Consider the following 25,905-nt stretch of genomic DNA (forward strand, 5'->3'; position numbering starts at 1 on the left):
ATGGGTGCAATGTGGGTGCAAAATCGTCTGTACGGTTATACGCAACGATACACCAGAAGCCTTAAAAACGGGACTTTGCAGGCACAAGCCAGGCAGCATGCGGGGCTAAAATCGCCCTCCGAAGGCAGGGGTCGTGGGTTCGAATCCCGCCGGATGCGCCAGATACCAAAGGCCCCAGGTGCAAACCTGGGGCCTTTTCTTTTGTTCGGGCGGCGGCTCCGCAGGGGGCTCAGATCACTCCCAGGGTCAGCGCCTTCAGCGTCGCGGCCGCGCGGGTCGAGCACTGCAGCTTGCGGAACAGGCTCTCGACGTGGGTGCGCACCGTGCTCGGGCTGATGCCCAGGTCGCGCGCCACTTCCTTGTTGCTCGCCCCGCTGCTGATGCGCCGCAGAATTTGCGTCTCGCGCTCGCTCAAGAGGCCGTTGCCCGCCCTGGCAGTCATTGGCCGTTGCTCGCCGCGCGCCGCGGCGATCACCGCCTGGCAGGCAAGCGGGTCGAAGCGGCCCCGCTGCGCCTCGTCCTGCAACAACCGCGCGGCCTGTTCCTCGCTGAACGCCGGGCGCCAGGGGCGTGCGCCACGCAGCGCCTGCCAGGCCAGGCTGGCGGCCAGCAGGCGGTGTTCGGCCTGCAGCGCATCGCCGGCGAGGGCGCGGAAGTAGCCGCTGCCATCGAGCCGCTCGTAGGCATGCGCGGCCAGTTGGCCCGCTTCGACCAGACCGCCCGTCTGGGCGCAGGCGCGCTGGGTCCAGTAGGGCACCAGGCGTACCTGCTCCAGGTCACCGGCGAGCAGCGGCCCCGGCAGGTTCCAGATGCGGTTGGCCACCGAGGCGCGGCCGATGCCGTGGAGCAGCGCCGCCCGGCCCAGGCGCTCGACGCCCGCCTCCGCCAGCCCCCAGAGCCGCGCCGCCGCGCGCGCCAGTTCGGCGGCCTGGCGCGAATAGCCGGCCAGCCAGGGCAGCTTGAGGTCGATCACGTCGCCCACCAGGGTCAGCGAGACCTGCGGCCCGCTGTCGGGCGCAACGGCCTCGGGCTCGCGCAGCGCCTCGAGCCAGTCCCGCGCATGACGCATGAGTTCGCCGGCCAGCGCGGCCGGGTAGAGGCGATCGCCCTGGCCGTCGATCCACTCAAGCGCGGCGTCCAGTCCGTGCACGCGGGAGAGGATCTCCAGGTCGCCGGCCAGCACCACCTGATAGACCACCTCCGGCACCTCGGGATGGCGCAAGCCGGCGGGGCGGCCCTGGCCGTCGAACTGCTCGAACACGTGGCGCAGGCCCTGCTCCACGGCCGTGTCGAGGCCAAGGGTGCGGGCGATATCGCCGGCGACCTCGCAGTGCACCTGGGCCAGCGGCGTGGTGCGCAGCATGGCGCGTTGCCCCGCCGCATCCAGGGTTTGCGCAAGCATGGCGCGGCGCCCGCCGACGTCGTCGCCGAGCAAATGCATGAAGCCCTCGGCGTTGGCCGTGCAGCCGGACCAGCGCAGCAATGCCACCTGGCGGGCGGCATCCGCCTGCGCCCGATCACCACCGCAGGCCTGCACCAGCCATTGCGCCAGGCGTGCGGTGCGGCGCGACTGGTCGATGGGCTGGCCCATGCTCAGATCGCCGACCATGGCCAGCGCCAGCATGGCGTCCTGCAGCGCGACGCCCTCAGTCTCCTGCATCTTGGTTCCCCACCCCTGTTCTGCACATTTTCGCGCCGCCCTCGGATAAACGACCGATACCGGGGCCGGCGAGCCCGCCCGACACTGGCGTCTCCCACTACTCAGGAGAATCCGCCATGCACCTACCCAAGCCCCTCGCCCTGGCCCTGGCCCTATCCGCCACGCTGCTGAGCGCCGCCAGCCAGGCCGCCACCGCTCAGCCCGCGGTGGTCATCGTCCACGGCGCCTTCGCCGACGGCTCCGACTGGGCCAAGGTCGTGCCGCTGCTGCAGAACCGGGGGATCGCCGTCACCGTGGTGCAGAACCCGCTGACCTCGCTGGCCGACGACGTCGCCGCCACCCAACGCGTGCTGAACAATCAGGACGGCGACGTGGTGCTGGTCGGCCACTCCTGGGGCGGCACGGTGATCAGCCAGGCCGGCACCGACGACAAGGTGCGCGGGCTGGTCTACGTCGCCGCCTTCGCACCCAATCCCGGTCAGTCCAGCGGAGAGCTCTATGGTGGCTATCCCACCGCGCCGGGTTCCAGCCAGATCGCCGCCGACAAGAACGGCTATCTGTACCTGACCGCGCAGGGCATGGCCAACGATTTCGCCCAGGATCTGCCACGCGAACAGACCGCGGTGATGAGCGCCACCCAGGGCCCGATCCGCGCCGCCGCCTTCGAGGAGCGCACCAGCGTCGCCGCCTGGCAGCAGAAGCCGTCCTGGTACATCGTCGCCAGCGACGACCGCATGATCGTGCCGCAGATGCAGCGCGACTTCGCCAAAAAGATCGGCGCTCAGACCACCGAGCTCGCCGCCAGCCACGTACCGCAGCAATCGCGCCCCGAGGAGGTGGCCAAGGTGATACTCCAGGCGGTGCAGGAGAGCCAGGCGCGAGCCGGCAAGTAACACCTGCCGCAACGGGCAAGACGCGCGCCAGCGATGGCGCGCGCCTTGCTCATGCCTGGGGGCGACTAGCCTCCGCGCAGCGGCGTATCTCGATCAGGCCGGCGCGCTGGCCAGCATCGAGGGACGTTGGGCAAAGGCCTGCTGGAACCGGCTCAGCGCCGGATGCGCGGCGCGCCAGTCGAGATCGGCGAAACGGAAATCCAGATAGCCCAGGGCGCAGGCCACGCCGATCTGCGCCAGATCGACGGGTCCCTGCAGCCGGTCGGCCTGGCGCTCCAGCTCGGCCAGGGCGCGCTGCACCTTGCCCAGTTGCCCCTCCAGCCAGGCCTGCGACTGCTGCTCGGCTTGGCGCACGGCCTTTTCGTAACGCGCCAGCAGCGCGGCGTCCATCAGCCCGTCGGCCAGCGCCGCCAGGCGCAGCACTGGCCAGCGCGCATGGTCCTGCGGCAGCAGCCGGGCGCCGCCGTGCAGGGTGTCGAGGTACTCGCAGATCACCCGGCTGTCGTACAGCGCCTCGCCGTCGTCGCTCAGCAGCACCGGGATCTTGCCCAGCGGGTTGAGCGCGTTGACCCGCTCGTTGAGGGTGGTCGGCAGCACGGCGGTGTCGAGCAGCTCGATGCGCGCCAGCAGCCCGGTCTCGAAGGCCAGCACGCGAACCTTGCGGGCGAAGGGGGAGGCGGCGGCATAGATCAGTTGCATGTTTCTACTCTCCTCATGGGGCTCGGCGCATCTGCCGACGAGTTCTAGCCCGAACCAGGCACCTGCTCGGGCAGCGATTGGCCCTGCACCGGCGCCATTTCCAGGCGATCGCGGCCGCGCTGCTTGGCGCGGTAGAGCAGCTTGTCCACCGCGTTGAGGAAGTCCACCGCGCGGTCCTGGGCCTCGGGCACCGTGGTGCCGACGCCGAGGCTGATGGTCAGCAGCGGCGCCACCGTGGATTTCTCGTGGGGGATGCGCCGCTGGCGCACCAGCTGGCGGCAGCGTTCGGCGATATGGCGGGCGGCGGCGGCGTCGGTTTCCGGCAGCACCAGGACGAATTCCTCGCCGCCGAAACGCCCGACGAAATCCCGCGGCCGGCTGGCGGCGCCGCTCAGCGCCTGGCCGACGCTCTTCAGGCAGTCGTCGCCCTGGATATGCCCGTAGTGGTCGTTGTACTGCTTGAAGTGGTCGATATCCAGCAGGATCAGCGACAGCGGCTGGCGGGTACGCTGGGCATTGGCCCATTCGCTGGCCAGCACCGAGTCGAACATGCGCCGGTTGGCCACGCCGGTCAGGCCGTCCTTGTAGGAGAGCTCTTCGAGCTGCTGCTGCAGGCTGAGCAGCTGCTGCTCGGTCTGCTTGCGCTCGCTGATGTCGAACATGAAGCCGATCAGCGAATCCACCTCGCCCTTGTCGTCGCGCACCACGTGCACCACGTCGCGGATCCACACGTAGTCGCCGGCGGCGGTCAGCGCGCGGTAGTCGGCCTCGTGGTCGACGCCGTTCTGCGACTGCGACACGCAGAAGGCCACCACCTGCTCGCGGTCCTCCGGGTGCATGCGCGCCGCCCAGTCCTCGGCGCTGACCCAGCTGGACTGCGCCCAGCCCAGCAGGCTTTCGATCTGCGGGCCGATGTAGGCGAAGGTCATGGTCTTCCAGTCGATCTTCCAGGGGATCGCCTTGGTCGATTCGAGCAGGGTCTTGTAGACCGCACTGTCGGTCTCGATGGGTTGGTTCACGGGCAATCCTCCGGCGGCGGATACGGCTGCCCGTTCCTTATACACCAGGCCCGGCCACCGTCGGCAAGCGCCGCGAGGCGGCCGTCCTGCCTATCGGGATAACCGGCGGTTATGCCGCCGGGCCCCTGCCAGGGGGCTCGCCGGCCGGCGCGCGGCGCCACCCTCACCTTTGGCTATGGGCATAAGGATTATTCAGAGGCCAGCCGGCCGACCCCGCCCTTAGCATGGCCGCGCACCTGTTACCAGGCTGCACGCCCTGCGGCGCCAGAACCGCAGGCGGACACCGAGCAGATATCAGGGGAGTACGGCATGACCACAACAACCCGCCTCGGCGCCCTGCGCCCGACGGCCTTGAGCCTGGCCCTCGGCCTCGCCGCCACGCAGCCGGCGCAGGCCGCCAGCTTCACCATCGGCGAGATCGAGGCGCGCTTCGATTCCTCGCTGTCAATCGGCGCCAGCTGGGCAATGGATGCGCCGGACAAGCGCTTCATCGGCCGCGCCAACGGCGGCACGGCCTCGACCCGCACCAGCGACGACGGCCGCCTCAACTTCAAGCGCGGCGAGACCTTCTCGAAGATCTTCAAGGGCATCCACGACCTGCAGCTCAGCCATGGCGACAGCGGCCTGTTCCTGCGCGGCAAGTACTGGTACGACTTCGAGCTCAAGGACGAGAGCCGCCTGCTCTACGACATCGACGACAGCGGCCGCGACCGCGCCGCCAAGGCCTCGGGCAGCGAGCTGCTGGACGCCTTCGTCTACCACAACTACCAGCTCGGCGAGCTGCCCGGCAGCGTGCGCGCCGGTCGCCAGGTGGTCAGCTGGGGCGAGAGCACCTTTATCGGCAACGGCATCAACGCCATCAACCCGGCCGACGTCGCCGCCTTCCGCCGCCCCGGCTCGGAGATCAAGGAAGGCCTGATCCCGGTGAGCATGCTCTACCTGACCCAGGGTCTGAGCGAGAACCTGTCGATCGAAGCCTTCTACCAGCTGCAGTGGGAGAAGACCGTGCTGGACAACTGCGGCACCTTCTTCGGCGGCGACGTCGCGCCCCAGGGCTGCGACCTGGGCATGACCACCTTCGGCAGCGACTTCGACCGCGACCCAGCGGTGTACGGCTGGGTGCCGCGCCTGGCGGATAAAGAGGCACGCGACGGCGGCCAGTTCGGCGTGGCGCTGCGCTGGCTGGTGCCGGCGCTGAACGACACCGAGTTCGGCGTCTACGCGCTGAACTACCACAGCCGCACCCCGGAAAGCTCGTGGCGCGCCGGCCAGCCGAGCTTCGCCGCGATCAGCGGCGCCCCCGGCCCGGCCAGTGCCCGCTACGGTCTGGAATACCCCGAGGACATCCGCCTCTACGGCCTCAGCTTCGCCACCAGCCTGGCCAACGGCACGGCGCTGTCGGGGGAGATCAGCCATCGGCCGAACATGCCGCTGGCGCTCAACGGCACCGAGGTGTCCACCGCCGCCAGCGTCGGCCAGCTGAACGACCTGCTCGGCCTCGACGGCCTGGCCATCTTCGACACTGGCTGGGCCGCCACCGCCCCGGGCAGCCGGGTGCAGGGCTACAAGCGCATGCCCTTTACCCAGGCCCAGCTCAGCGCGGTGCAGGTGTTCGATCAGGTGCTGCGCGCCGACCGTCTGACCCTGGTCGGCGAAGTCGGCTTCAGTCATATCGGCGACCTCGGCCCCAGCGACGGCTCCGACCTGCGCTTCGGCCGCAGCAGCGTCTACGGCTACGGCGTGCTGCCGGACTCGGCCAGCGGCCTGGGCATGAGCGGCAACCAGCTGTGCACCGAGCTGCTCAACAGTGCCAACCCGGACCAGTGCAACGACAAGGGTTTCTACACCCAGCACTCCTGGGGCTACCGCCTGCGCGCCATGCTCGAGTTCAACAGCGCCATTGCCGGGGTCAACCTCAAGCCCAACCTGGCCTTCGCCCACGACGTCGAGGGTTACGGGCCGACCTTCACCGAGGGCAACCAGTCCCTCAGCCTCGGCATCGACGCCGACTACCTGTCCAGGTACAGCGCCAGCCTGAGTTACACCGACTACTTCGGCGGCGACTTCAACACCAACACCGACCGCGACTTCGTCGCCCTGAGCTTTGGCGTCAGTTTCTGACGCCCGATAAGGAGCACGCCATGATTCACAAGCAGTTGATCCAGGCCGGTTGCCTGGGCCTGAGCCTGCTCGCCGCCCAGGTACTGGCGGCGGTGCCGGCCGACCAGCTCGCCCGCCTCGACGGCGACCTCACCCCGGTCGGCGCCGAGCGCGCCGGCAACGCCGACGGCAGCATCCCGGCCTGGACCGGCGGTATCGGCCAGGACGCCGGCCAGCGCGACGCCGACGGTTTCCTCAGCGATCCCTTCGCCGCCGACCAGCCGCTGTTCGTCATCACCGCGGCCAATGTCGAGCAGTACCGGGACAAGCTCACCCCCGGCCAGCTGGCGCTGTTCCAGCGCTATCCGGCCACCTACCGCATCCCGGTCTACCCGACCCGGCGCTCGGTCGCCCTGCCGCAGAGCTATCTCGATGCCACCCGCGCCAACGCCGCCGCCACCCGTCTGGCCGAAGGCGGCAACGGCCTGCTCGACTACCGCAGCGGCGGCCTGCCGTTCGCCATTCCGCAGAACGGCCTGGAGGTGATCTGGAACCATATCGGCCGCTACCGCAGCCTGAGCTTCCAGCGCCAGGTGGTGCAGGCCTCGCCGCAGGCCAACGGCGCCTACACCCCCAGCGTGATCCGTCAGCAGCTGGCCTACCCGGCCGGGCTGTCCGACTACGCGCCGCAGGAAATGGCCAACGTCCTCTACTACTACCGCGAGGAGTTCCTCTCCCCGGCGCGCCTGGCCGGCGGCGTGCTGCTGGTGCACGAGACCATCAACCAGGTCAAGGAACCGCGCATGGCCTGGCAGTACAACGCCGGCCAGCGCCGCGTGCGCCGCGCGCCGCAGATCGCCTACGACAGCCCTGGCGCCGAAGGCATGCGCACCATGGACGACCTCGATCTGTTCAACGGCTCGCCGGATCGCTTCGACTGGCAGCTGCTGGGCAAGAAGGAGATCTACATCCCCTACAACAGCTACCAGCTCGGCTCGCCCAAGCTCAAGTACGCCGACATCATCCAGCCCGGGCATATCAACCCCGAGCACACTCGCTACGAGCTGCACCGGGTCTGGCACGTCAGCGCCACGCTGAAGCCGGGACAGCGCCACGTCTACTCGCGGCGCGACCTGTTTATCGACGAGGACAGCTGGCAGGCCGCCCAGGCCGATGCCTACGACGGCCGCGGCCAGCTGTGGCGGGTGTCCGAGGGCCACGCCAGCTTCTTCTACGACCAGCAGAGCCCGCAGTACAACGCCGAGACCCACTACGACGTGCTGTCCGGGCGCTATGCGGTCAACGCCCTGTACAACGAGGAGAAGCAGGCCTACCGCTTCGACCAGACCTTCAACCGCAAGCAGTTCACCCCCAGCGCCCTACGCGCCAGCGGTATCCGCTGATTCACCGACCTTGCATCACGCTAACCTCACGGCGGCTTCGGCCGCCGCTTTTTTGCCAGCGCGACAAAGGGCCAGCGGCACCCGGGCAGGTGCGGCTTCAGCCGCGAACCTGGCCGCGGGGGCGGCCCACAAGTTTTCTCCATGGGGCGTATTTTTTGCTTTAAATTCCGCCCGTTACCCTCACGTTAGCGCGGATATCCGATGAAACTGCACCAGCTGCGCGCCCTGCTCGCGATCTGCGAAAGTGGCAGCATCCAGGAGGCCTCGCGCCTGCTGCATATCTCCCAGCCGGCCCTGTCCAAAGGCATCAAGGAACTCGAGGCGGAACTCGGCGTGCCGCTGCTGGTGCGCTCCAACCGCGGCATCACCGTCACCGAGTACGGCGAGCGCCTGGTGCGCCGCGCGCGCCTGATCCTCGAGGAGGTGCGCCGCGCCCGCGAGGAGATCGAGAGCCTCAAGGGCACCATGGACGGCAAGCTGGCCATCGGCGTGTCGCCGGTCACCCCCGGCGCGCAGTTCATCACCAGCCTCAACCGCTACCGCAAGCGCTACCCCAGGGTGCAGGTGCAGATCCACGAGCTGCGGCCGTCCAAGCTGATCGAGGGCCTACGCGAGGGCCAGCTCGACCTGGTGCTGACCTCGCTGCCGGCCAGCCGCTGCGGCGACGGCTTTCACTGGACCGAGCTGTTCTCCCAGCCGGCGGTGCTGGCCGTGCGCAAGGGCCACCCGCTGGGTGGCGCGCGGTCGCTGCGCGAGCTGCTCGACGAGGAGTGGCTGCTGCAGGATACGCTGGAGCTGTCCAAGGTCGGCATGATGTTCGAGCAGCACCGCATCGAGCCGCCGCAGCGGGTCATAGAGTGCGCCTCGGTGGTGCTGTTCTCCGAGCTGGCGCTGAACACCGACGCGGTCAGCTACTGGTCGCGGCGCCTGCTCGACCACGTGCAGAAGCTCGGCCAGGAGCTGCAGGTGCTCGACCTGCAGGAGCAGGTGCCGCCAATGAACATTTCCCTGGTCTGCCGCGACCAGGAGCTGATGACCCGCGAAGCCAAGATCCTGGCCGACGAGCTGGTCTACGCCTATACCAGTCCGCACGCGGCCAGGCCGGTGGGCAGCGACGCCCCATAACCAGGGGCGATAAGCATGCGCAGAGGTGATTATTCAGCCTCGGCGCCCTGCGGCATGCTGCGCAGCACTGGCCGCCACCTCGCCCGCTGCGCAGGTGGCTCGCCCCCAGCCTGCCACGGAGCCCCGCATGACCCAGCCCACCCCCTCGCGCCGGATTCTGGTGGTCGCCCTGCTGATGGCGGTGATGATCATCAGCGTGCTGGACAAGACCATCTTCGCCTTCGCCGGCCCGCAGATCATCGACGAGCTGCAGCTGTCGCCGGAGCAGTTCGGCTTCATCGGCAGCGCCTTCTTCTTCCTCTACTCGATTTCCGGGGTGCTGGTGGGCTTTCTCGCCAACCGCCTGCCGAGCCGCTGGATTCTCTCCGGCATGTCGCTGGTGTGGATGGCCGCGCAGCTGCTCACCGCGCTGGCGACCAGCTTCTTCGCCCTGGTCGCCAGTCGCCTGCTGCTCGGCGCCGGCTGCGGCCCGGGCACCGCGGTGACCCAGCACGCCTGCTTCAAGTGGTACGCACCGCGCGAGCGGGTGCTGCCGGCGGCATTGATCCAGGTGGCGATCATGCTCGGCGCCATCGCCGGTGCCCTGGCCCTGCCGCTGCTGATCGAGCGCCTGGGCTGGCGCGCCGGCTACCTGCTGCTGGCCGGCGTCGGCCTCCTCTGGCTGCTGCTGTGGCAGCTGTTCGGCCGCGAGGGCCAGTACGACGACGCCAATGACGGCAGCGGCGGCGCCGCCCTGCCGTACCGCCGCCTGCTGCTCAACCGCACCTTCGTCGGCATCACCCTGATCGCCTTCTGCAGCTACCTGCCCAACGCCCTGCTCTACAGCTGGCTGCCCACCTACCTGCAGAAGGGCCTGGGACTGACGCCGATGCAGTCCGGCTACCTGGTGCTGGCCACCACCCTCGGCGTGATCGTCCTCAACCTGCTGGTTTCCAGCCTGTCGCAACGGGCCCTGCAGCGCGGCGCCAGCGTGCGCGCGGCGATGGTCATGCCGCCACTGCTGGCCTGCCTGGTCGCCGCCCTGGCCTTCACCCTGATGGGCCTGAGCGCCACCGGCCTGGCCGCCACCCTGGGTCTATTCCTCGCCGGCGGCATCCTGGTCAACCTGCTTTCGGCCTTCGGCTACAGCATCGTCGCCTACATAGTCCCGGCGCGGCAGCGCGGCAGCATGCTGGCCATCCATATCGGCCTGCTGACCAGCGCCGGCATGCTCGCCCCGCACCTGGTCGGCCAGGCCATCGGCTGGCAGGGCGGCGACCTGGTCGCCGGCTTCGAGCTGGCCATCGGCCTGTTCGGCCTCGCCCTGCTGGCCAGCACCCTGCTCGGCCTGCTGCTGGTCGACCCGGAGCGCAGCCGCCGCGACCTGGCTGCCCATGCCGACACCCCCGAAACCACCCCCGCGCCGGCCCCGAGCCAGGCCTGAGTCAGGAAGCCTCTGCCATGCAGCACCGCGTCCCCACCCCGCAGCAACGCCCCGAGTCCCTCGAACTGCAGCCGAACTGGCGCCAGGCTGAGGTCGAGGACGGCTTCTGCGTGGTCGCCGTCGGCGACATCATCATCACCCACGCCATCGCCGCGAAGCTGGCGCGCAAGTCGCCCGAACTGCTGCAGATTCTGCGCCGCGGCGACGTGCTGGTGGGCAACTACGAAGGCACCGCCATCGACCTGAACAGCTTCGCCGGCTACCCCGAGGCGCTATCCGGCTTCTCCTGGCTGATCAGCGACCCGGACGCCCCGGCGGACCTGGCCGAACTCGGCTTCAACCTGCTGGCGCGGGCCAACAACCACGCGCTGGACTGGGGCGTGGCCGGCATGCGCATGACCGACGCGCTGCTCGATGCCGCCGGCATCGCCCACGCCGGTACCGGCGACAGCCTGGCCGCCGCGCGCGCGCCGGCCTTCGTCAATACCGCCAAGGCGCGGGTGTCGCTGACCTCCTACGCCACCACCTTCGAGGCCAACGCCCCGGCTGCCGACGGCCTCGGCCAGGTGGCACCGCGGCCCGGCCTCAATCCGCTGCGCACCACGCCGCACCGCCTGGTCAGCGCCGAGGACTTCGCCGTGCTCAAGCGCCTCAACGCCCAGGAGGCCTACCAGGACCATTACCTGCTCAAGGCCCTGCACGGTGAACACAGCCTGCACCTGGGCATGGCCCTGCACTATCGCGTCGACCCCGAAGCCGCGCCGGGCAGCCTGCGCATCCACTACCAATGCGACCCGCGCGACCAGGCCGAGATCCTCCGCCACCAGCGCCAGGCCAAGCAGACCAGCGACTTCAGCATCGTCGCCCAGCACACCCATGAGCCGGACAACTTCACCGCCGCGGTGCCCGATTACCTGCCGGCGCTGGCCCGCCAGCTGGTCGACAACGGCGCCGACATGCTCTGCGGCCACGGCCCGCATCAGCTGCGCGGCATCGAGATCTACGCCGGCAAGCCGCTGCTCTACTCGCTGGGCAACTTCTGCTTCATGGACAACAGCATGCAGATCGTCCCGGCGGACAAGTGGGAGAGCCGCGAGTGGCAGGCCGCCGAGGCGCTGATCGGGCCCAAGGGCATCACCAACCCACGCCAGAGCACCCCGGCCGAGTTCCTCGAATGGAAGCGCGTGGCCGGCCTTTTCGGCGCGCCGATCTGGTTCGAGAGCGTGGTCGCCGAGTGCCGCTTCCGCGCCGACGGCCAGCTGCGCGAACTGCTGCTGCACCCCATCGAGCTGGGCCATGGCGGACGCGACGCCGAACGCGGCATTCCGCGCTTGGCCTTCGACACGGCGGACAACCAGCACCAGGCGCGGCGCATCCTCGAGCGCCTGGCCGGGCTGTCCGCCGAGTTCGGCACGCGCATCGAGATCGAGACGGTGGAGTACGCCGGCCGGGCCAGCAGCCTGGGCCGCATCGTGCTCGGCGCCTGACCCCGACCGGCCGCCCAAAAGGCCGCCGGCGCGCACCACCACCCACTCGCCGTCGCCCGGCGCAGGCCAACCGCCTGCGCCACGGGCCCGGCCATGCCCGCCCACCCGCGCGGGCGCCCGACCACCGACACGGAACGCGCCATGAACCTGTCCTGTTTCGCCCAGAGCTACGCCGAAGCCCGGCAGAAATTTCTCGCCAGCTGCGCCCGTCGCGGCCTCGCCGTGGAGAGCCACGTCCACCCGCTGCCCGGCCGCGACGGCGAACAACTGGCCATCGACGTGGCCCGCCTCGGTGCCGCCGACGCCGCCAACCTGCTGGTGCTGAGCAGCGGCTGCCACGGCATCGAGGGTTTCTGCGGCTCGGCCATCCAGATCGACCGGCTCGACGACGACGCCTGGTTCGCCGCCTGCCAGCGCGGCGACCTGGCCCTGCTGTACATCCATGCGCTGAATCCCTACGGCTTTTCCTGGCAGCGCCGGGTGACCCAGGAGAACGTCGACCTCAACCGCAACTTCCAGGACTTCGCCGCGCCGCTGGCGGACAACCCCGACTACCGCGCGGTGGCCAAGCTGCTGCTGCCCGAGCGCTGCCCGCCGACCCTGGCCAGCACCCTGGGGCTGTACGGCTACGCCCTGCGTCATGGGCGCAAGGCGCTGCAGGCGGCGATCTCGCGCGGCCAGCACGGCGACCCGCGCGGCCTGTTCTTCGCCGGCACCGAGCCGACCTGGAGCAACCGCCAGCTGCGCCAGATTCTTCGTCAGCACGGCCGCCAGTGCCGGCGCATCGGCTGGATCGACGTGCACACCGGGCTCGGCCCCAGCGGCTACGGCGAGCGCATCTACAAGGGCCGCCAGGAGCCCGCGGACATCGCCCGCGCACGTCAGTGGTGGGGGCCGCAGGTAACCAACAGCGCCGAGGGCAACTCCGCCTCCAGCGAGCTCAACGGCACCCTCGACCTGGCGGTGCTGGCCGAATGCGCCCAGGCCCAGTACAACGGCCTGACCCTGGAGTACGGCACCCAGCCGGGGCTCAAGGTGCTCACCGCGCTGCGCGCCGAGCAGTGGCTGGAAAACCGCCCGGACACCGACGCCGCCACCCGCGCACGGATCAAGGCGCAGCTGCGCGCCGCCTTCTACGTCGAGACCGATGCCTGGAAACGCCAGGTGCTGGAACAGGCCCGCGAGGTCCTGGAACTGACCCGCCAGGGCCTGGCCACGCCGCTGCATGCCCCGCGCCAGAACGCGAGCCAGCCAATTGCCGAGCAATATTCGGGAGTGCGCGCCGGTTCATAAACCCGGCAGCGCACGGGCCCACAGGGTCCGGCCATAAGGTCCCTAACCCCAGCCCTCCAGGCGCATGGTGGCGCGCACCAGGCGCTGCTCTTCCTGCTCGATCTCCTGCAGGTTGTCGCGGATGCTGTGGATATGGTCGCGCGCGGCGCGCTGCGCCTGTTCCGGCAGGCGCTCGATCACCGCGTGATACAGCCGCGAGTGCTGGCGGTCGATCTGCCGTTTCTGCGCCGGGCGGTGGTAGAGGTTGTTCACCGAGGCGAACACCGTGCTGAGCATCAGGTCGGTCAGCGACTGCAGGGTGTGCACCAGCACCGGGTTGTGCGAGGCCTCGCAGATGGCCAGGTGGAAGGCGTGGTCGAGACGCGCGTGCTCACGCGGGTCGACCGGGCTGTCCTGGGTATGGGCGGCGAGCATTTCCTCGTAACGCCGGGTCAGCAACACGAAATCCGCCTCGGTGCCGCGCAGCGCCGCCAGGCGCGCCGACTCGCCCTCGAGCAGGCCGCGCACCTCCAGCAGGTCGTAGAGGGTGCGCGGCTGCGAGTTGAACAGGTGCATCAGCGGGCTGGCGTCGCGCTCGCCGCTGAGCTTGGCCACCCGCGAATCGCGGCCCTGGGCGGTATCGATGATGCCGCGCCCGCGCAGCACCTTGAGCCCCTCGCGCAGCGCCGAACGGGAGATGCCCAGCTTCTCGCACAGGCGCCGCTCCGACGGCAGCGGCTGGCCCACCTTGAGCACGCCGTCGACGATCAGCCGCTCGATGCGCTCGGCCACCACGTCGCTGACCTGGCGCCGCGCCGCGCCCTGTTGCCCGTCCATTCGCCACCTCCACCGCACTGGTCGTACCAATTTCTAAGGACCACCTTAGATCGCGCGCACGCCCAGAGGCAAGCCGCAGCGGATAAGACCTTAGGCTAATCCAGGGCGAAGGCCTGGCGCAAGAAACTGGTCCTACCAGTGCCCAAGAAGATGGACGCAGGGACAAGGCCGACCTAAACATGCGGCCCATGGTCGCAGCCTGACCCTTGATAACAATTACGTTCCCGAATCGAGCCTGCCATGAGCATTCTGTACGACGAGCGCATCGACGGCGCGCTGCCCAAGGTCGACAAGGCCGCCCTGCTGGCGGAATTGCGCCAGCGCCTGCCCGACCTCGACATCCTGCACACCACCGAAGACCTCACGCCCTACGAGTGCGACGGCCTGTCCGCCTACCGCACCACGCCCATGCTGGTGGTGCTGCCCGAACGCATCGAGCAGGTGCAGCAGCTGCTGCAGCTCTGCCACGCCCGCGGCGTGCCGGTGGTGGCACGCGGCGCCGGCACCGGCCTGTCCGGCGGCGCGCTGCCGCTGGAGCAGGGCATCCTGCTGGTGATGGCGCGCTTCAACCAGATTCTCGAGATCAACCGCGAAGGCCGCTTCGCCCGCGTCCAGCCCGGCGTGCGCAACCTGGCGATCTCCCAGGCCGCCGCGCCCTTCGACCTGTACTACGCGCCGGACCCCTCGTCGCAGATCGCCTGCTCCATCGGCGGCAACGTCGCCGAGAACGCCGGCGGCGTGCACTGCCTGAAGTACGGCCTGACCGTGCACAACCTGCTCAAGGTCGAGATTCTCACCGTCGAGGGCGAGTTCATGACCCTCGGCAGCGACGCCCTGGACGCCCCTGGTTTCGACCTGCTGGCGCTGTTCACCGGCTCCGAGGGCATGCTCGGCATCGTCACCGAAGTCACCGTCAAGCTGCTGCCCAAGCCGCAGGTGGCCAAGGTGCTGCTGGCGGCCTTCGACTCGGTGGAAAAGGCCGGCCGCGCAGTGGGCGACATCATCGCCGCCGGCATCATTCCCGGCGGCCTGGAGATGATGGACAACCTGGCGATCCGCGCCGCGGAAGACTTTATCCACGCCGGCTACCCGGTGGAGGCCGAGGCCATCCTGCTCTGCGAGCTGGACGGCGTCGAAGCCGACGTGGCTGACGACTGCGAGCGGGTGCGCACGGTGCTGACGAAGGCCGGCGCCACCGAAGTGCGCCAGGCCCGCGATGAGGCCGAGCGGGTGAAGTTCTGGGCCGGGCGCAAGAACGCCTTCCCCGCGGTCGGGCGCATCTCGCCGGACTACTACTGCATGGACGGCACCATCCCGCGCCGCGAGCTGCCCGGGGTGCTGCGCGGCATCGCCGAACTGTCCGAAGAGTACGGCCTGCGCGTGGCCAACGTGTTCCACGCCGGCGACGGCAACATGCACCCCTTGATCCTCTTCGATGCCAACGTGCCCGGCGAGCTGGAGCGGGCCGAGGCCATCGGCGGCAAGATCCTCGAACTCTGCGTCAAGGTCGGCGGCAGCATCACCGGCGAGCACGGTGTCGGCCGCGAGAAGATCAACCAGATGTGCGCGCAGTTCAACAGCGACGAAATCACCCTGTTCCATGCGGTGAAGGCGGCGTTCGATCCGGCCGGCCTGCTCAACCCGGGCAAGAACATTCCCACCCTGCACCGCTGCGCCGAGTTCGGCGCCATGCACGTGCACCACGGCCAACTGCCCTTCCCGGAATTGGAGCGTTTCTGATGTCGCATGATTTCGACGCCAGCGCCGCGCTGCTGGAACAGGTCAACCACGCGCTGAACAGCGCCACCGTGCTGCGCATCCAGGGCAGCGCCAGCAAGGCCCATCTCGGCCGCGCCACCGCCGGCGAGGTGCTGGATACCCGCAGCCATCGCGGCATCGTCAGCTACGACCCGACCGAGCTGGTGCTCACCGCCCGCGCCGGCACCCCGCTCGCCGAGATCGAGGCGGCGCTGGAAGCCAACAACCAGATGCTGCCGTGCGAACCGCCGCACCTGGGCGATGGCGCCACCCTCGGCGGCATGGTCGCCGCCGGGCTGTCCGGCCCGCGCCGGCCCTGGGCCGGTTCGGTGCGCGACCAGGTGCTCGGCACCCGCGTGATCACCGGTCAGGGCAAGCTGCTGCGCTTCGGTGGCGAGGTGATGAAGAACGTCGCCGGCTACGACCTGTCGCGCCTGCTGGCTGGCAGCTTCGGCTGCCTCGGCCTGCTCACCGAGGTGTCGCTCAAGGTGCTGCCCAAGCCGCGCCAGGCGCTCAGCCTGCGCCTGGAAGTGGACGCCCTGCACGCGCTGAACAAGCTCGCCGAATGGGGCCAGCAGCCGCTGCCGATCAGCGCCGCCAGCCACGACGGTGCGGCGCTGCACCTGCGCCTGGAAGGCGGCGAGGGTTCGGTGCAGGCTGCGCGCCAGCGCCTGGGTGGCGAGGAAATCGACAACGGCTACTGGCTGCAGCTGCGCGAGCAGCGCCTGCCGTTCTTCGCCGGCGAAGGCACCCTGTGGCGCCTGTCGCTGCCGGCCAACAGCGGCCTGCTCGACCTGCCCGGGCGCCAGCTGATCGACTGGGGCGGCGCGCAGCGCTGGCTCAAGTCCGACGCCGATGGCGCGCTGATCCAGCGCGTGCTGGCCAAGCTCGGCGGCCACGCCACCTGCTTCGCCGCAGGTACCGAACAACCCTTCCAGCCGCTGGCCGCGCCGCTGCTGCGCTACCAGCGCCAGCTCAAGCAACAGCTCGATCCCCAGGGCATCTTCAACCCTGGCCGCATGTACGCCGAGGTATAAGCCGTGCAGACCAACCTGAGTGAACAAGCCAAGCGTCTGCCGCGCGCCGAGGAAGCCGAGCGGGTGCTGCGCTCCTGCGTGCATTGCGGTTTCTGCAACGCCACCTGCCCGACCTACCAGCTGCTCGGCGACGAGCTGGACGGCCCGCGCGGGCGCATCTACCTGATCAAGCAGATGCTCGAAGGCGGCGAGGTCAGCGCCAAGACCCAGCAGCATCTGGACCGCTGCCTGACCTGCCGCAACTGCGAAACCACCTGCCCGTCCGGCGTGCAGTACCACAACCTGCTGGACATCGGCCGTGAACTGGTCGAACAGGCGGTGCCGCGGCCGCTGAGCGAGCGCCTGCTGCGCCAGGGCCTGCGCGCCGTGGTGCCGCGCCCGGCGCTGTTCAAGGCGCTGACCCAGACCGGCCTGGCCCTGCGCCCGCTGCTGCCGGCCACGCTCAAGGCCAAGCTGCCGCGCCAGGTGCGCCCGGCCAAGCCACGGCCGACCACGCAACACGCCCGCCGCGTGCTGATGCTCGAAGGCTGCGTGCAGCCGGGGCTGTCGCCCAACACCAACGCCGCCACCGCGCGCGTGCTCGATCGCCTCGGCATCGGCGTCACGCCGATCCGCGAGGCCGGCTGCTGCGGCGCCGTGGACTACCACCTCAACGCCCAGGAGGCGGGGCTGCAGCGCGCGCGGCAGAACATCGACGCCTGGTGGCCGGCCATCGAAGCCGGCGCCGAAGCCATAGTACAGACCGCCAGCGGCTGCGGCGCCTTCGTCAAGGACTACGGCCATCTGCTCGCCGGCGATCCGGCCTATGCGACCAAGGCGGCGCGGGTCAGCGCCCTGGCCAAGGACCTGGTCGAGGTGCTGCAGGGCGAAGCACTGGAAAAGCTGCAGGTACGCGCGCAGCAGCGCCTGGCCTTCCACTGCCCCTGCACCCTGCAGCACGCGCAGAAACTCGGCGGCGCCGTGGAAGGCGTGCTGAGCCGCCTCGGCTTCGGCCTCACCGCCGTGCCGGATGGCCACCTGTGCTGCGGCTCGGCCGGCACCTATTCGCTGACCCAGCCGGAGCTGTCGCGGCAGCTGCGCGACAACAAGCTCAATGCCCTGGAGAGCGGTCAGCCCGACGCCATCGTCACCGCCAATATCGGCTGCCAGACCCACCTGGACAGTGCCGGGCGCACGCCAGTGCGGCACTGGATCGAGCTGGTCGAAGAGGCCATGCACTGATCGCCGTAGCCCGGATGCAATCCGGGACAACGAACGCCGCAAATCCCGGATTGCCTCCGGGCTACGAAACCACGAATACGAGGTATGCCATGCAACACAAAGCCGTACTCAGCCAGAACGAAGTCGCCCTGATCATCCAGGCGGCCCGCAGCGAAGCGCAGCAACAGGGCTGGGCCGTGGCCATCGCCGTGGTCGACGACGGCGGCCACCCGCTGGCGCTGGAACGCCTCGACGGCTGCGCGCCGATCGGCGCCTACATCGCCACCGAAAAGGCGCGCAGCGCCGCCCTCGGCCGCCGCGAAACCAAGGGCTACGAGGACATGGTCAACGGCGGCCGCAGCGCCTTCCTCAGCGCACCGCTGATCACCTCGCTGGAAGGCGGCGTGCCGGTGCTGGTGGACGACCAGGTAGTCGGCGCCGTCGGCGTGTCGGGGGTCAAGGCCGAACAGGACGCGCAGGTGGCCAAGGCGGGTATCGCGGCGCTGTAAGCCGCGCGCCGTTTCTTCCCGCCAGACGAATTTCACAGGCATCCCAGACAACCCGGATGCAGACAGGAGAACAGCAAAATGACCGAACGCGTGCAATGTCAGCGCCTGCAGGTGGCCGCCGAACTCAAGCAGTTCATCGAAAGCGAAGTGCTGCCCGGCAGCGGTATTGAGGCGGCGGCCTTCTGGAGCGGCTTCGACGCCCTGGTGCACGACCTGGCGCCGCGTAACCGCGCGCTGCTGGCCGAACGCGACCGCCTGCAGACCGAGCTGGATACCTGGCATCGCGCCAACCCCGGCCCGATCCGCGACATGGCCGCCTACCGCGCCTTCCTCGAGTCCATCGGCTACCTGCTGCCGCAGCCGGAGAAGGTCAAGGTCAGTACCGCCAATGTCGACAGCGAGATCGCCAGCCAGGCCGGCCCGCAGCTGGTGGTGCCGGTGATGAACGCGCGCTACGCGCTGAATGCCGCCAACGCCCGCTGGGGCTCGCTGTACGACGCGCTGTACGGCACCGATGCGATCAGTGAAGCGGGTGGCGCCAGCAAGGGGCCGGGCTACAACGAGGTGCGCGGCGCCAAGGTGATCGCCTTCGCCCGCGCCTTCCTCGACCAGGCGGCGCCGCTGGCCAAGGGTTCGCACGCCGACGCCCGCGCCTATGCCGTGGTCGCCGGCCAGTTGCAGGTGACCCTCAGCGGCGGCGCGCAGAGCGCCCTGGCCCAGCCGGAAAAATTCGTCGGCTACCAGGGCGAGGCGGCCACGCCGAGCGCCGTGCTGCTGAAGAACCACGGCCTACATTTCGAGATCCAGATCGACGCCAGCAGCCCCATCGGCCGCAGCGACGCCGCCGGGGTCAAGGACGTGCTGATGGAAGCGGCGCTGTCGACCATCATGGACTGCGAGGACTCGGTGGCCGCCGTCGACGCCGCCGACAAGGTGCTGGTCTACCGCAACTGGCTGGGCCTGATGAAGGGCGACCTGGCCGAGGAGCTGGACAAAGGCGGCAAGCGCATCGTCCGCCGCCTCAACCCGGATCGCGTGTATACCGCCGCCGACGGCAGCGAGCTGTGCCTGCACGGCCGCTCGCTGCTGTTCGTGCGCAACGTCGGCCACCTGATGAGCAACCCGGCGATCCTCGATGGCGAAGGCCAGGAGATCCCCGAGGGCATTCTCGATGCGGTGGTCACCAGCCTGATCGCCCTGCACGACCTGCAGCGCCGCGGCAATTCGCGCAGCGGCAGCGTCTATATCGTCAAGCCGAAGATGCACGGCCCGTTCGAGGTGGCCTTCGCCAACGAGCTGTTCGGCCGCGTCGAGCAGTTGCTGGGCATGCCGGTCGATACCCTGAAGATGGGCATCATGGACGAGGAGCGGCGTACCAGCGTCAACCTCAAGGCCTGCATCGAAGCCGCCAGCGCACGGGTGGCCTTTATCAACACCGGCTTCCTCGACCGCACCGGCGACGAGATGCATACGGCGATGGAGGCCGGCGCCATGCTGCGCAAGGGCGACATGAAGTCCAGCGCCTGGATCGCCGCCTACGAGCGCAACAACGTGCTGGTCGGCCTGGCCTGCGGGCTGCGCGGCAAGGCGCAGATCGGCAAGGGCATGTGGGCCATGCCGGACCTGATGGCGGCCATGCTCGAGCAGAAGATCGGCCACCCCAAGGCCGGCGCCAACACCGCCTGGGTGCCGTCGCCGACCGCCGCCGTGCTGCACGCCCTGCACTACCACCAGGTGGACGTGCAGGCGGTGCAACGCGAGCTGGAACTGATCGACCTGGCCGAGCAGCGCGACGGCCTGCTGAACGACCTGCTCAGCGTGCCGGTCAGCGCCGAGCGGCCGTGGAGCGCCAGCGATATCCAGCAGGAACTGGACAACAACTGCCAGGGCATCCTCGGTTACGTGGTGCGCTGGGTCGAACAAGGCGTCGGCTGCTCCAAGGTGCCGGATATCCACAACGTCGGCCTGATGGAAGACCGCGCCACCCTGCGCATCTCGGCTCAGCACATCACCAACTGGCTGCACCACGGCGTGGTCGGCGAAGCCCAGGTGCGCGAGGCGCTGCAGCGCATGGCCCAGGTGGTCGACGGGCAGAACGCCGGCGACGCCGCCTACCGGCCGATGGCGCCGAACTTCGACCGCTCCCACGCCTTCCGCGCTGCCTGCGACCTAGTGTTCAAGGGCCGCGAGCAGCCGTCCGGCTACACCGAGCCGCTGCTGCATGCCTGGCGCCTGCGCTTTAAAGAGGAGGTTTGAGCATCTCACCGATCATGTAGGAGCGGCGCCCCGCCGCGAAGCTGGAGAAAAGCTTCGCCCCCGGGGCGGGGCTCCTACACAAGCGGGTTAACAACCGTGGATGGCTCTTGACGCCTCCACGGAGCAGTAGCAAGCCCTGACGGTTCCTGGCCGTCGGGGCTTTCGAGCATGAGCGCGGCGGCGGGCGATCCCCCTCGCCGCAGCTCCCGGAAGGGTCGGTGCCGTGGCGCCCGGCCGTTCCAGATGCGTGGCGCCGGGTCATCCCCGGAAAACTGTGGTTCACAAGAAAAAGAAGGAACCAACCCATGAGTCAAACGCTGCTGTCCATCCTGGCCTTCGTGCCGCTGGTGCTGGCGGGGGTACTGCTGATCGGCTTTCGCTGGCCGGCCAAGTACGCGATGCCGCTGGTGTTCGTCCTCACCGCCCTGATCGGCCTGACGGCCTGGGACATGTCCCTCAACCGGGTCGTCGCCTCCAGCCTGCAGGGGCTGATCCTCACCGCCTCGATCCTGTGGATCATCTTCGGCGCCATCCTGCTGCTCAACACCCTCAAGCATTCGGGGGGCATCAGCGCGATCCGCCGCGGCTTCTCCAACATCACCCCGGATCGCCGGGTGCAGGCACTGATCGTCGCCTGGCTGTTCGGCTGCTTCATCGAGGGCGCCTCCGGCTTTGGCACCCCGGCCGCGGTGGCCGCGCCTCTGCTGGTGGCGCTGGGCTTCCCGGCGCTGGCCGCGGTGGTGCTGGGGATGATGGTGCAGTCCACCCCGGTGTCCTTCGGCGCGGTGGGCACGCCGATCCTGGTGGGCGTCGGCGCCGGCCTGGACAAAACCGGCATCAGCGCCCAGCTGGTGGCCAACGGCAGCGACTGGGAGACCTTCTTCCACCTGATCTACTCGCGGGTGGCGATCACCCACGGCCTGATCGGCCTGCTGATGCCGCTGGTCATGGTGATGATCATGACCCGCTTCTTCGGCAAGAATCAGAGCTGGAAGGAAGGCCTGGCGGTGGCGCCGTTCGCCATCTTCACCGCCTTCGCCTTCTCCCTGCCGTACATGGCCGCCGGGGTGTTCCTCGGCCCCGAGTTCCCGTCGATGATCGGCGCCCTGGTCGGCCTGGCCATCGTGGTGCCGGCGGCCAAGGCCGGCTTCCTGCTGCCCAAGGAGCAGTGGGACTTCGCCGACCCCAAGGACTGGCCGAGCGAGTGGATGGGCAAGATCGAGATGAAGCTGGACGACATCGCCGGCAAGACGCCGATCTCGGTGCCCATGGCCTGGGCGCCCTACCTGCTGCTGGCGGTGTTCCTGGTGATCTCGCGTACTTTCCCTGAAGTGAAGGCGGCCATGATGAGCCTGAGCTTCGGCTGGAAGGACATCCTCGGCGAGACCGGCGTGTCCGGCACCATCGAGCCGCTGTACCTGCCCGGCGGCATCCTGTGCATGGTGGTGCTGGCCACCTTCTTGCTCCATCGCATGCGTTTCGCCGAGCTCAAGGCGGCGGTGGGCGAATCGAGCAAGACCCTGCTCGGCGCCGGCTTCGTGCTGATCTTCACCATCCCCATGGTGCGCATCCTGATCAACTCGGGGGTCAATGGCAGCGACCTGATGTCGATGCCGGTGGCCATGGCGCAGCTGGTGGCCGATAGCGTCGGCGGCGTCTATCCCTTCTTCGCCCCGGCCGTGGGCGCGCTGGGCGCCTTCATCGCCGGCTCCAACACGGTGTCGAACCTGATGCTGGCGCAGTTCCAGTTCAACACCGCCGGGCTGATCGGGGTCTCCGGGGCGATGATGGTGGCACTGCAGTCGGTGGGCGCGGCGGCCGGCAACATGATCGCCATCCACAACGTGGTGGCGGCCTCGGCCACCGTCGGCCTGCTCGGGCGCGAGGGCATCACCCTGCGCAAGACCATCCTGCCGACCCTCTACTACCTGCTGGCCGCCGGCTCCATCGCGCTGATCGCCATGTACCTGATGCTGATCAGCGACCCGCTGCATCTGGCCGGCTGAGACCCGACTTTGGTTGGCCCGCGCGGGGCGGCATTCGTCGCCCCGCCGCTTGGCGCCCGTCGGCAATTGCGGTAGCGTGCCTCGCGCAACTGAGATTCGCCTGAGGTTTATATGAAGAAGTGGCAATGCGTGGTCTGTGGACTGGTATACGACGAGAGCCAGGGCTGGCCTGACGAAGGCATCGCCGCCGGCACCCGCTGGGAAGACGTGCCGGAAGACTGGCTGTGCCCCGACTGCGGCGTCGGCAAGATGGATTTCGAGATGATCGAGATCGGCTGAGCGCGCTTCGTTTTCACCGCAACGGCGACCCTCGGGTCGCCGTTTTTATTGGCTCGGCGCTATTCGCCGCCGACGGCGAAGTTGGGCAGGCTGTCCACCGGCTGGCGGAAGCTGAAGGGAATCGACTCCACCGCCAGGCCGACGTTGCGCTGCACCACGAAGTGCAGGTGCGGGCCGGTGCTGTTGCCGGTGTTGCCGGAGCGCGCCAGCAGGCTGCCGGTCTCCACTCGCTGGCCCTCGCGCACGGCCACCGAGCCCTTCATCAGGTGCAGGTAGACGCCCATGGTGCCGTCGTCGTGGAGGATGCGCACGAAGTTGCCGGCCGGGTTGTTGCCGCGCCCGCTCTGCTGGTTCTCGGTCTTGACCACCACGCCGCCGCGCGCGGCGACGATCGGCGTGCCTTCGGGCATGGCGATGTCCATGGCGTAGCGGCCCTTGGGGGTGAAATGGCTGTACTTGCCGCCGGCGCCCTGGGTCAGGCGGAACGGGCCGCCACGCCAGGGCAGCGGGTAACGGTGGATGCTCGGTTGCAGGCGCGGGTCGCCGAGGGCATAGCGCAGCCTGGGCTTGTAGCGCAGCGGCTGGCCGGCCTCGCGCGGCGCCAGGGTGGCCAGGCGGATCTTGCTGCGCGGCGGCAGCACCCAGCGGATCGGCTTGTCCGGCGCGCCGATGGCGTTCTCCACCTGTTCCAGGCGCAGCTCGATCTCTACCGGGGCGTACAGGTCGTTGCGCACCAGCAGGGTCTCGCCGGCCTCGTGCCGCTTGGTCTCCAGCTTCACCTGGTTGTCCAGGCGCTCGACCATGCGGTCGCGGAACACGAACACCTGGGCGCCGGGCGCCGCCTGGTCGCTATAGGTCACCACGCCGTTCTGATCGACGTACTTGTAGATGGTCAGGGCAGCGGCCTGGCCGCTGAGGACCAGCAGGCTGCAGAGGAAAATCAGACGCCCTAGCATAACGACTCGGATCTTATGGCTTTTCGATATCCGGGCTAGCAAGGCTAGCAGCGCCTGCGCGGCCGTGCCAGGCGCCGAGCCTCGGGCTGTGAACCGGCTCACCGCCGTCGGTCGGCCGGGGGCGGGACGTTTCGGGGCAAGCGCTGCATCTTTCCCCGGATTGCATCCGGGCTAGGGCGGCGGGTTCAGGCGCCGGGGACGAAATGCTTCTGCGCGGTGCCGCGGGCGATCAGGCGCGACAGGTAGTCGAGTTTCTGCGGGTCGCGGTCGACGAAGCGGAAGCTCAGTTGCAGCCACTCGCTGGCAGGCGAAGGCTCCAGCGCCGCCACGGCGTGCAGGTAGCCGTTGAGCCGCGCGGTCTCGGCCGCCTCGCCCTGCTCCAGGTCGAGCACCGCGCTCTCCAGCACCTGCGGCAGCTGTTCGGTGCGCTTGACCACCAGCAGCGCCTCCTTGAGGCTCAGCGCCTTGATCACGCAGGCCATACTGCCGCCCGGTAGACGCAGCTGGCCCTGGCCGCGGCCGGCCGGCGCCTTGCTCGCGGCCACAGGCGTGGCGGCCGGGGCAGCCGCCGCAAGCGGTGCGGCAGCCGGCGCGCTGGGCTTGACCACCTCGGCCTTGCCGCCGGTCAGGGCGGCCAGCGAGTCGTTGGCGAAGGCGCCGCTGCTGAGCATCTTCGGCGGGGCGCTGGCGGCGAGGGCCTGCAGCTTGCCGGCGCGGCTCAGCGCCTTCTTCACCTTGGTCACCAGCTGCTCGTTGGAGAAGGGCTTGCCGATGTAGTCGGAGACGCCGGCCTGGATCGCCTGCACCACGTTTTCCTTGTCGCCGCGGCTGGTGACCATGATGAAGGGGGTGGTCTTCAGGCTGTCCTGCTCGCGGCACCAGGTCAGCAACTCGAGGCCGGACATCTCCGGCATTTCCCAGTCGCAGAGGATCAGGTCGACCGGCTGGCGGCCCAGCAGCTGCTGGGCCTTGCGCCCGTTGACCGCCTCTTCGATCTGTACGCCGGGGAAGTGATCGCGCAGCCCTTTCTTGACCAGATCACGGATAAAGGTCGCGTCGTCCACCACCAGCACACTGACTTTGCTCATCGGCCTCTCCTGTACGAATGGCGTTAAGCATAGTCATGGCCAGTGGCCAAAGGCCAACGGAAAAGCGCATGCCCCACCTCAGCGGTAGGGCGCACCGCGACGCCCTGCCGTGCGACAACCAGCGCCGGCTCAGGCGCCGGGCTTGCCCTCGACCTCTTCGCGCATGCGCGTCAGGCCGATATGCCGTACGTCGGTGCCGCGCACCAGGTAGATCACCAGTTCGGCGATGTTGCGCGCGTGGTCGCCGATGCGCTCCAGCGAACGCAGCGCCCAGATCACGTTGAGCACGCGGGAGATCGAGCGCGGGTCTTCCATCATGTAGGTGACCAGTTCGCGCAGCGCGGTCTTGTACTCGCGGTCGACGGTCTTGTCGTACTGCGCCACCGACAGCGCCAGGTCGGCATCGAAGCGGGCGAAGGCGTCGAGGGCCTCCTGCACCATGCGTCGCACCTGGTCGCCGATATGCCGCACCTCGACGTAGCCCTTGGGCGACTCGCCTTCCTCGCACAGCTGGATGGCGCGCTTGGCGATCTTGGTCGACTCGTCGCCGATGCGCTCGAGGTCGATCACCGACTTGGAGATGCTGATGATCAGGCGCAGGTCGGAGGCCGCCGGCTGGCGCCGGGCGAGGATGCGCACGCACTCCTCGTCGATGTTGCGCTCCATCTGGTTGATCTGGTCGTCGATGTCGCGCACCTGCTGGGCCAGGCCGGAGTCGGCCTCGATCAGCGCGGTGACGGCGTCGTTGACCTGCTTCTCCACCAGGCCGCCCATGGCCAGCAGGTGGCTGCGCACTTCTTCCAGTTCGGCGTTGAACTGCTGGGAGATGTGCTGGGTGAGGTTGTCTTTGTTGATCATGTTTCGCTCCGCGAAAGCTGCATGTAGGGTGCGCCGTGCG

21 protein-coding genes are annotated in these 25,905 nt (G+C 69.1%); 14 read left to right on the top strand and 7 right to left on the bottom strand.

Annotated features, from left to right (window positions below):
* Positions 1-229: 229 nt before the first annotated feature.
* Positions 230-1,660 (bottom strand): HD domain-containing phosphohydrolase, encoded by a 1,431-nt coding sequence (locus tag ACW9UL_RS22445; RefSeq protein ID WP_457788343.1) that lies wholly within the window; start codon positions 1,658-1,660, stop codon positions 230-232.
* 116 nt (positions 1,661-1,776) lie between these two features.
* Between ACW9UL_RS22445 and ACW9UL_RS22450 the strand changes: the two genes are divergently transcribed.
* Positions 1,777-2,553, top strand: coding sequence for an alpha/beta fold hydrolase (locus ACW9UL_RS22450; protein ID WP_457788344.1), 777 nt, complete (start codon positions 1,777-1,779; stop codon positions 2,551-2,553).
* A 93-nt stretch (positions 2,554-2,646) separates the two neighbouring features.
* Here the strand turns inward: ACW9UL_RS22450 and ACW9UL_RS22455 are convergent, their stop codons facing one another.
* On the bottom strand, positions 2,647-3,252 hold the full coding sequence (locus ACW9UL_RS22455) for a glutathione S-transferase N-terminal domain-containing protein (RefSeq protein WP_457788345.1): 606 nt from the start codon (positions 3,250-3,252) through the stop codon (positions 2,647-2,649).
* A 44-nt stretch (positions 3,253-3,296) separates the two neighbouring features.
* The gene (locus ACW9UL_RS22460; protein ID WP_457788346.1) at positions 3,297-4,271 is read right to left on the bottom strand and encodes a sensor domain-containing diguanylate cyclase; all 975 of its coding nucleotides are present in this window, start codon (positions 4,269-4,271) and stop codon (positions 3,297-3,299) included.
* Between the two features lie 309 nt (positions 4,272-4,580).
* Here ACW9UL_RS22460 and ACW9UL_RS22465 point away from each other — a divergent pair, with 309 nt between their 5' ends.
* From ACW9UL_RS22465 to ACW9UL_RS22490, 6 genes are all read left to right on the top strand, one after another.
* Positions 4,581-6,392, top strand: a complete 1,812-nt coding sequence (locus tag ACW9UL_RS22465; protein ID WP_457788347.1) for a DUF1302 domain-containing protein — start codon at positions 4,581-4,583, stop codon at positions 6,390-6,392.
* 20 nt (positions 6,393-6,412) lie between these two features.
* Complete coding sequence (locus tag ACW9UL_RS22470; protein WP_457788348.1) at positions 6,413-7,774, top strand: DUF1329 domain-containing protein; 1,362 nt, start codon at positions 6,413-6,415, stop codon at positions 7,772-7,774.
* A gap of 201 nt (positions 7,775-7,975) precedes the next feature.
* The gene (locus ACW9UL_RS22475) at positions 7,976-8,899 is read left to right on the top strand and encodes a LysR family transcriptional regulator (RefSeq protein ID WP_457788349.1); all 924 of its coding nucleotides are present in this window, start codon (positions 7,976-7,978) and stop codon (positions 8,897-8,899) included.
* A 127-nt stretch (positions 8,900-9,026) separates the two neighbouring features.
* Complete coding sequence (locus ACW9UL_RS22480) at positions 9,027-10,322, top strand: MFS transporter (RefSeq protein ID WP_457788350.1); 1,296 nt, start codon at positions 9,027-9,029, stop codon at positions 10,320-10,322.
* A 17-nt stretch (positions 10,323-10,339) separates the two neighbouring features.
* Complete coding sequence (locus ACW9UL_RS22485) at positions 10,340-11,809, top strand: CapA family protein (protein ID WP_457788351.1); 1,470 nt, start codon at positions 10,340-10,342, stop codon at positions 11,807-11,809.
* Between the two features lie 141 nt (positions 11,810-11,950).
* Entirely contained in the window at positions 11,951-13,102 is a 1,152-nt protein-coding gene (locus tag ACW9UL_RS22490) for a M14 family metallopeptidase (RefSeq protein ID WP_457788352.1), read from the top strand.
* Positions 13,103-13,144: 42 nt separating this feature from the next.
* Here ACW9UL_RS22490 and glcC read toward each other — a convergent pair whose 3' ends face one another.
* The gene (glcC, locus tag ACW9UL_RS22495; RefSeq protein ID WP_021443330.1) at positions 13,145-13,918 is read right to left on the bottom strand and encodes a transcriptional regulator GlcC; all 774 of its coding nucleotides are present in this window, start codon (positions 13,916-13,918) and stop codon (positions 13,145-13,147) included.
* Positions 13,919-14,158: 240 nt separating this feature from the next.
* Here glcC and glcD point away from each other — a divergent pair, with 240 nt between their 5' ends.
* From glcD to ACW9UL_RS22530, 7 genes are all read left to right on the top strand, one after another.
* Positions 14,159-15,658 (top strand): glycolate oxidase subunit GlcD, encoded by a 1,500-nt coding sequence (glcD, locus tag ACW9UL_RS22500; protein WP_457788353.1) that lies wholly within the window; start codon positions 14,159-14,161, stop codon positions 15,656-15,658.
* Positions 15,658-16,713, top strand: coding sequence for a glycolate oxidase subunit GlcE (glcE, locus tag ACW9UL_RS22505; RefSeq protein WP_457788354.1), 1,056 nt, complete (start codon positions 15,658-15,660; stop codon positions 16,711-16,713). Before glcD ends, glcE begins: the two co-directional genes overlap by 1 nt.
* Positions 16,714-16,716: 3 nt before the next feature.
* Positions 16,717-17,934 (top strand): glycolate oxidase subunit GlcF, encoded by a 1,218-nt coding sequence (glcF, locus tag ACW9UL_RS22510; RefSeq protein WP_457788355.1) that lies wholly within the window; start codon positions 16,717-16,719, stop codon positions 17,932-17,934.
* Positions 17,935-18,023: 89 nt separating this feature from the next.
* Positions 18,024-18,422, top strand: coding sequence for a heme-binding protein (locus ACW9UL_RS22515; RefSeq protein ID WP_457788356.1), 399 nt, complete (start codon positions 18,024-18,026; stop codon positions 18,420-18,422).
* Positions 18,423-18,500: 78 nt separating this feature from the next.
* On the top strand, positions 18,501-20,678 hold the full coding sequence (locus ACW9UL_RS22520) for a malate synthase G (RefSeq protein ID WP_457788357.1): 2,178 nt from the start codon (positions 18,501-18,503) through the stop codon (positions 20,676-20,678).
* 305 nt (positions 20,679-20,983) lie between these two features.
* On the top strand, positions 20,984-22,684 hold the full coding sequence (locus ACW9UL_RS22525; protein WP_021442322.1) for an L-lactate permease: 1,701 nt from the start codon (positions 20,984-20,986) through the stop codon (positions 22,682-22,684).
* A gap of 111 nt (positions 22,685-22,795) precedes the next feature.
* Positions 22,796-22,963, top strand: a complete 168-nt coding sequence (locus tag ACW9UL_RS22530; protein WP_021442321.1) for a rubredoxin — start codon at positions 22,796-22,798, stop codon at positions 22,961-22,963.
* 59 nt (positions 22,964-23,022) lie between these two features.
* On the opposite strand, the gene ACW9UL_RS22535 is transcribed toward ACW9UL_RS22530, so the two are convergent.
* The 3 genes from ACW9UL_RS22535 to phoU form a co-directional block, all read right to left on the bottom strand.
* Positions 23,023-23,919 (bottom strand): M23 family metallopeptidase, encoded by an 897-nt coding sequence (locus ACW9UL_RS22535; RefSeq protein ID WP_457788358.1) that lies wholly within the window; start codon positions 23,917-23,919, stop codon positions 23,023-23,025.
* Between the two features lie 185 nt (positions 23,920-24,104).
* A complete protein-coding gene (locus ACW9UL_RS22540; protein ID WP_457788359.1) occupies positions 24,105-25,007 on the bottom strand; it encodes a response regulator in 903 nt (300 codons plus the stop codon).
* A 129-nt stretch (positions 25,008-25,136) separates the two neighbouring features.
* Positions 25,137-25,865: a phosphate signaling complex protein PhoU gene (phoU, locus tag ACW9UL_RS22545; RefSeq protein ID WP_021443569.1), complete on the bottom strand. Its 729-nt coding sequence runs from the start codon at positions 25,863-25,865 to the stop codon at positions 25,137-25,139.
* Positions 25,866-25,905: the final 40 nt, after the last annotated feature.

This window comes from Pseudomonas sp. PL-6, assembly GCF_054110165.1.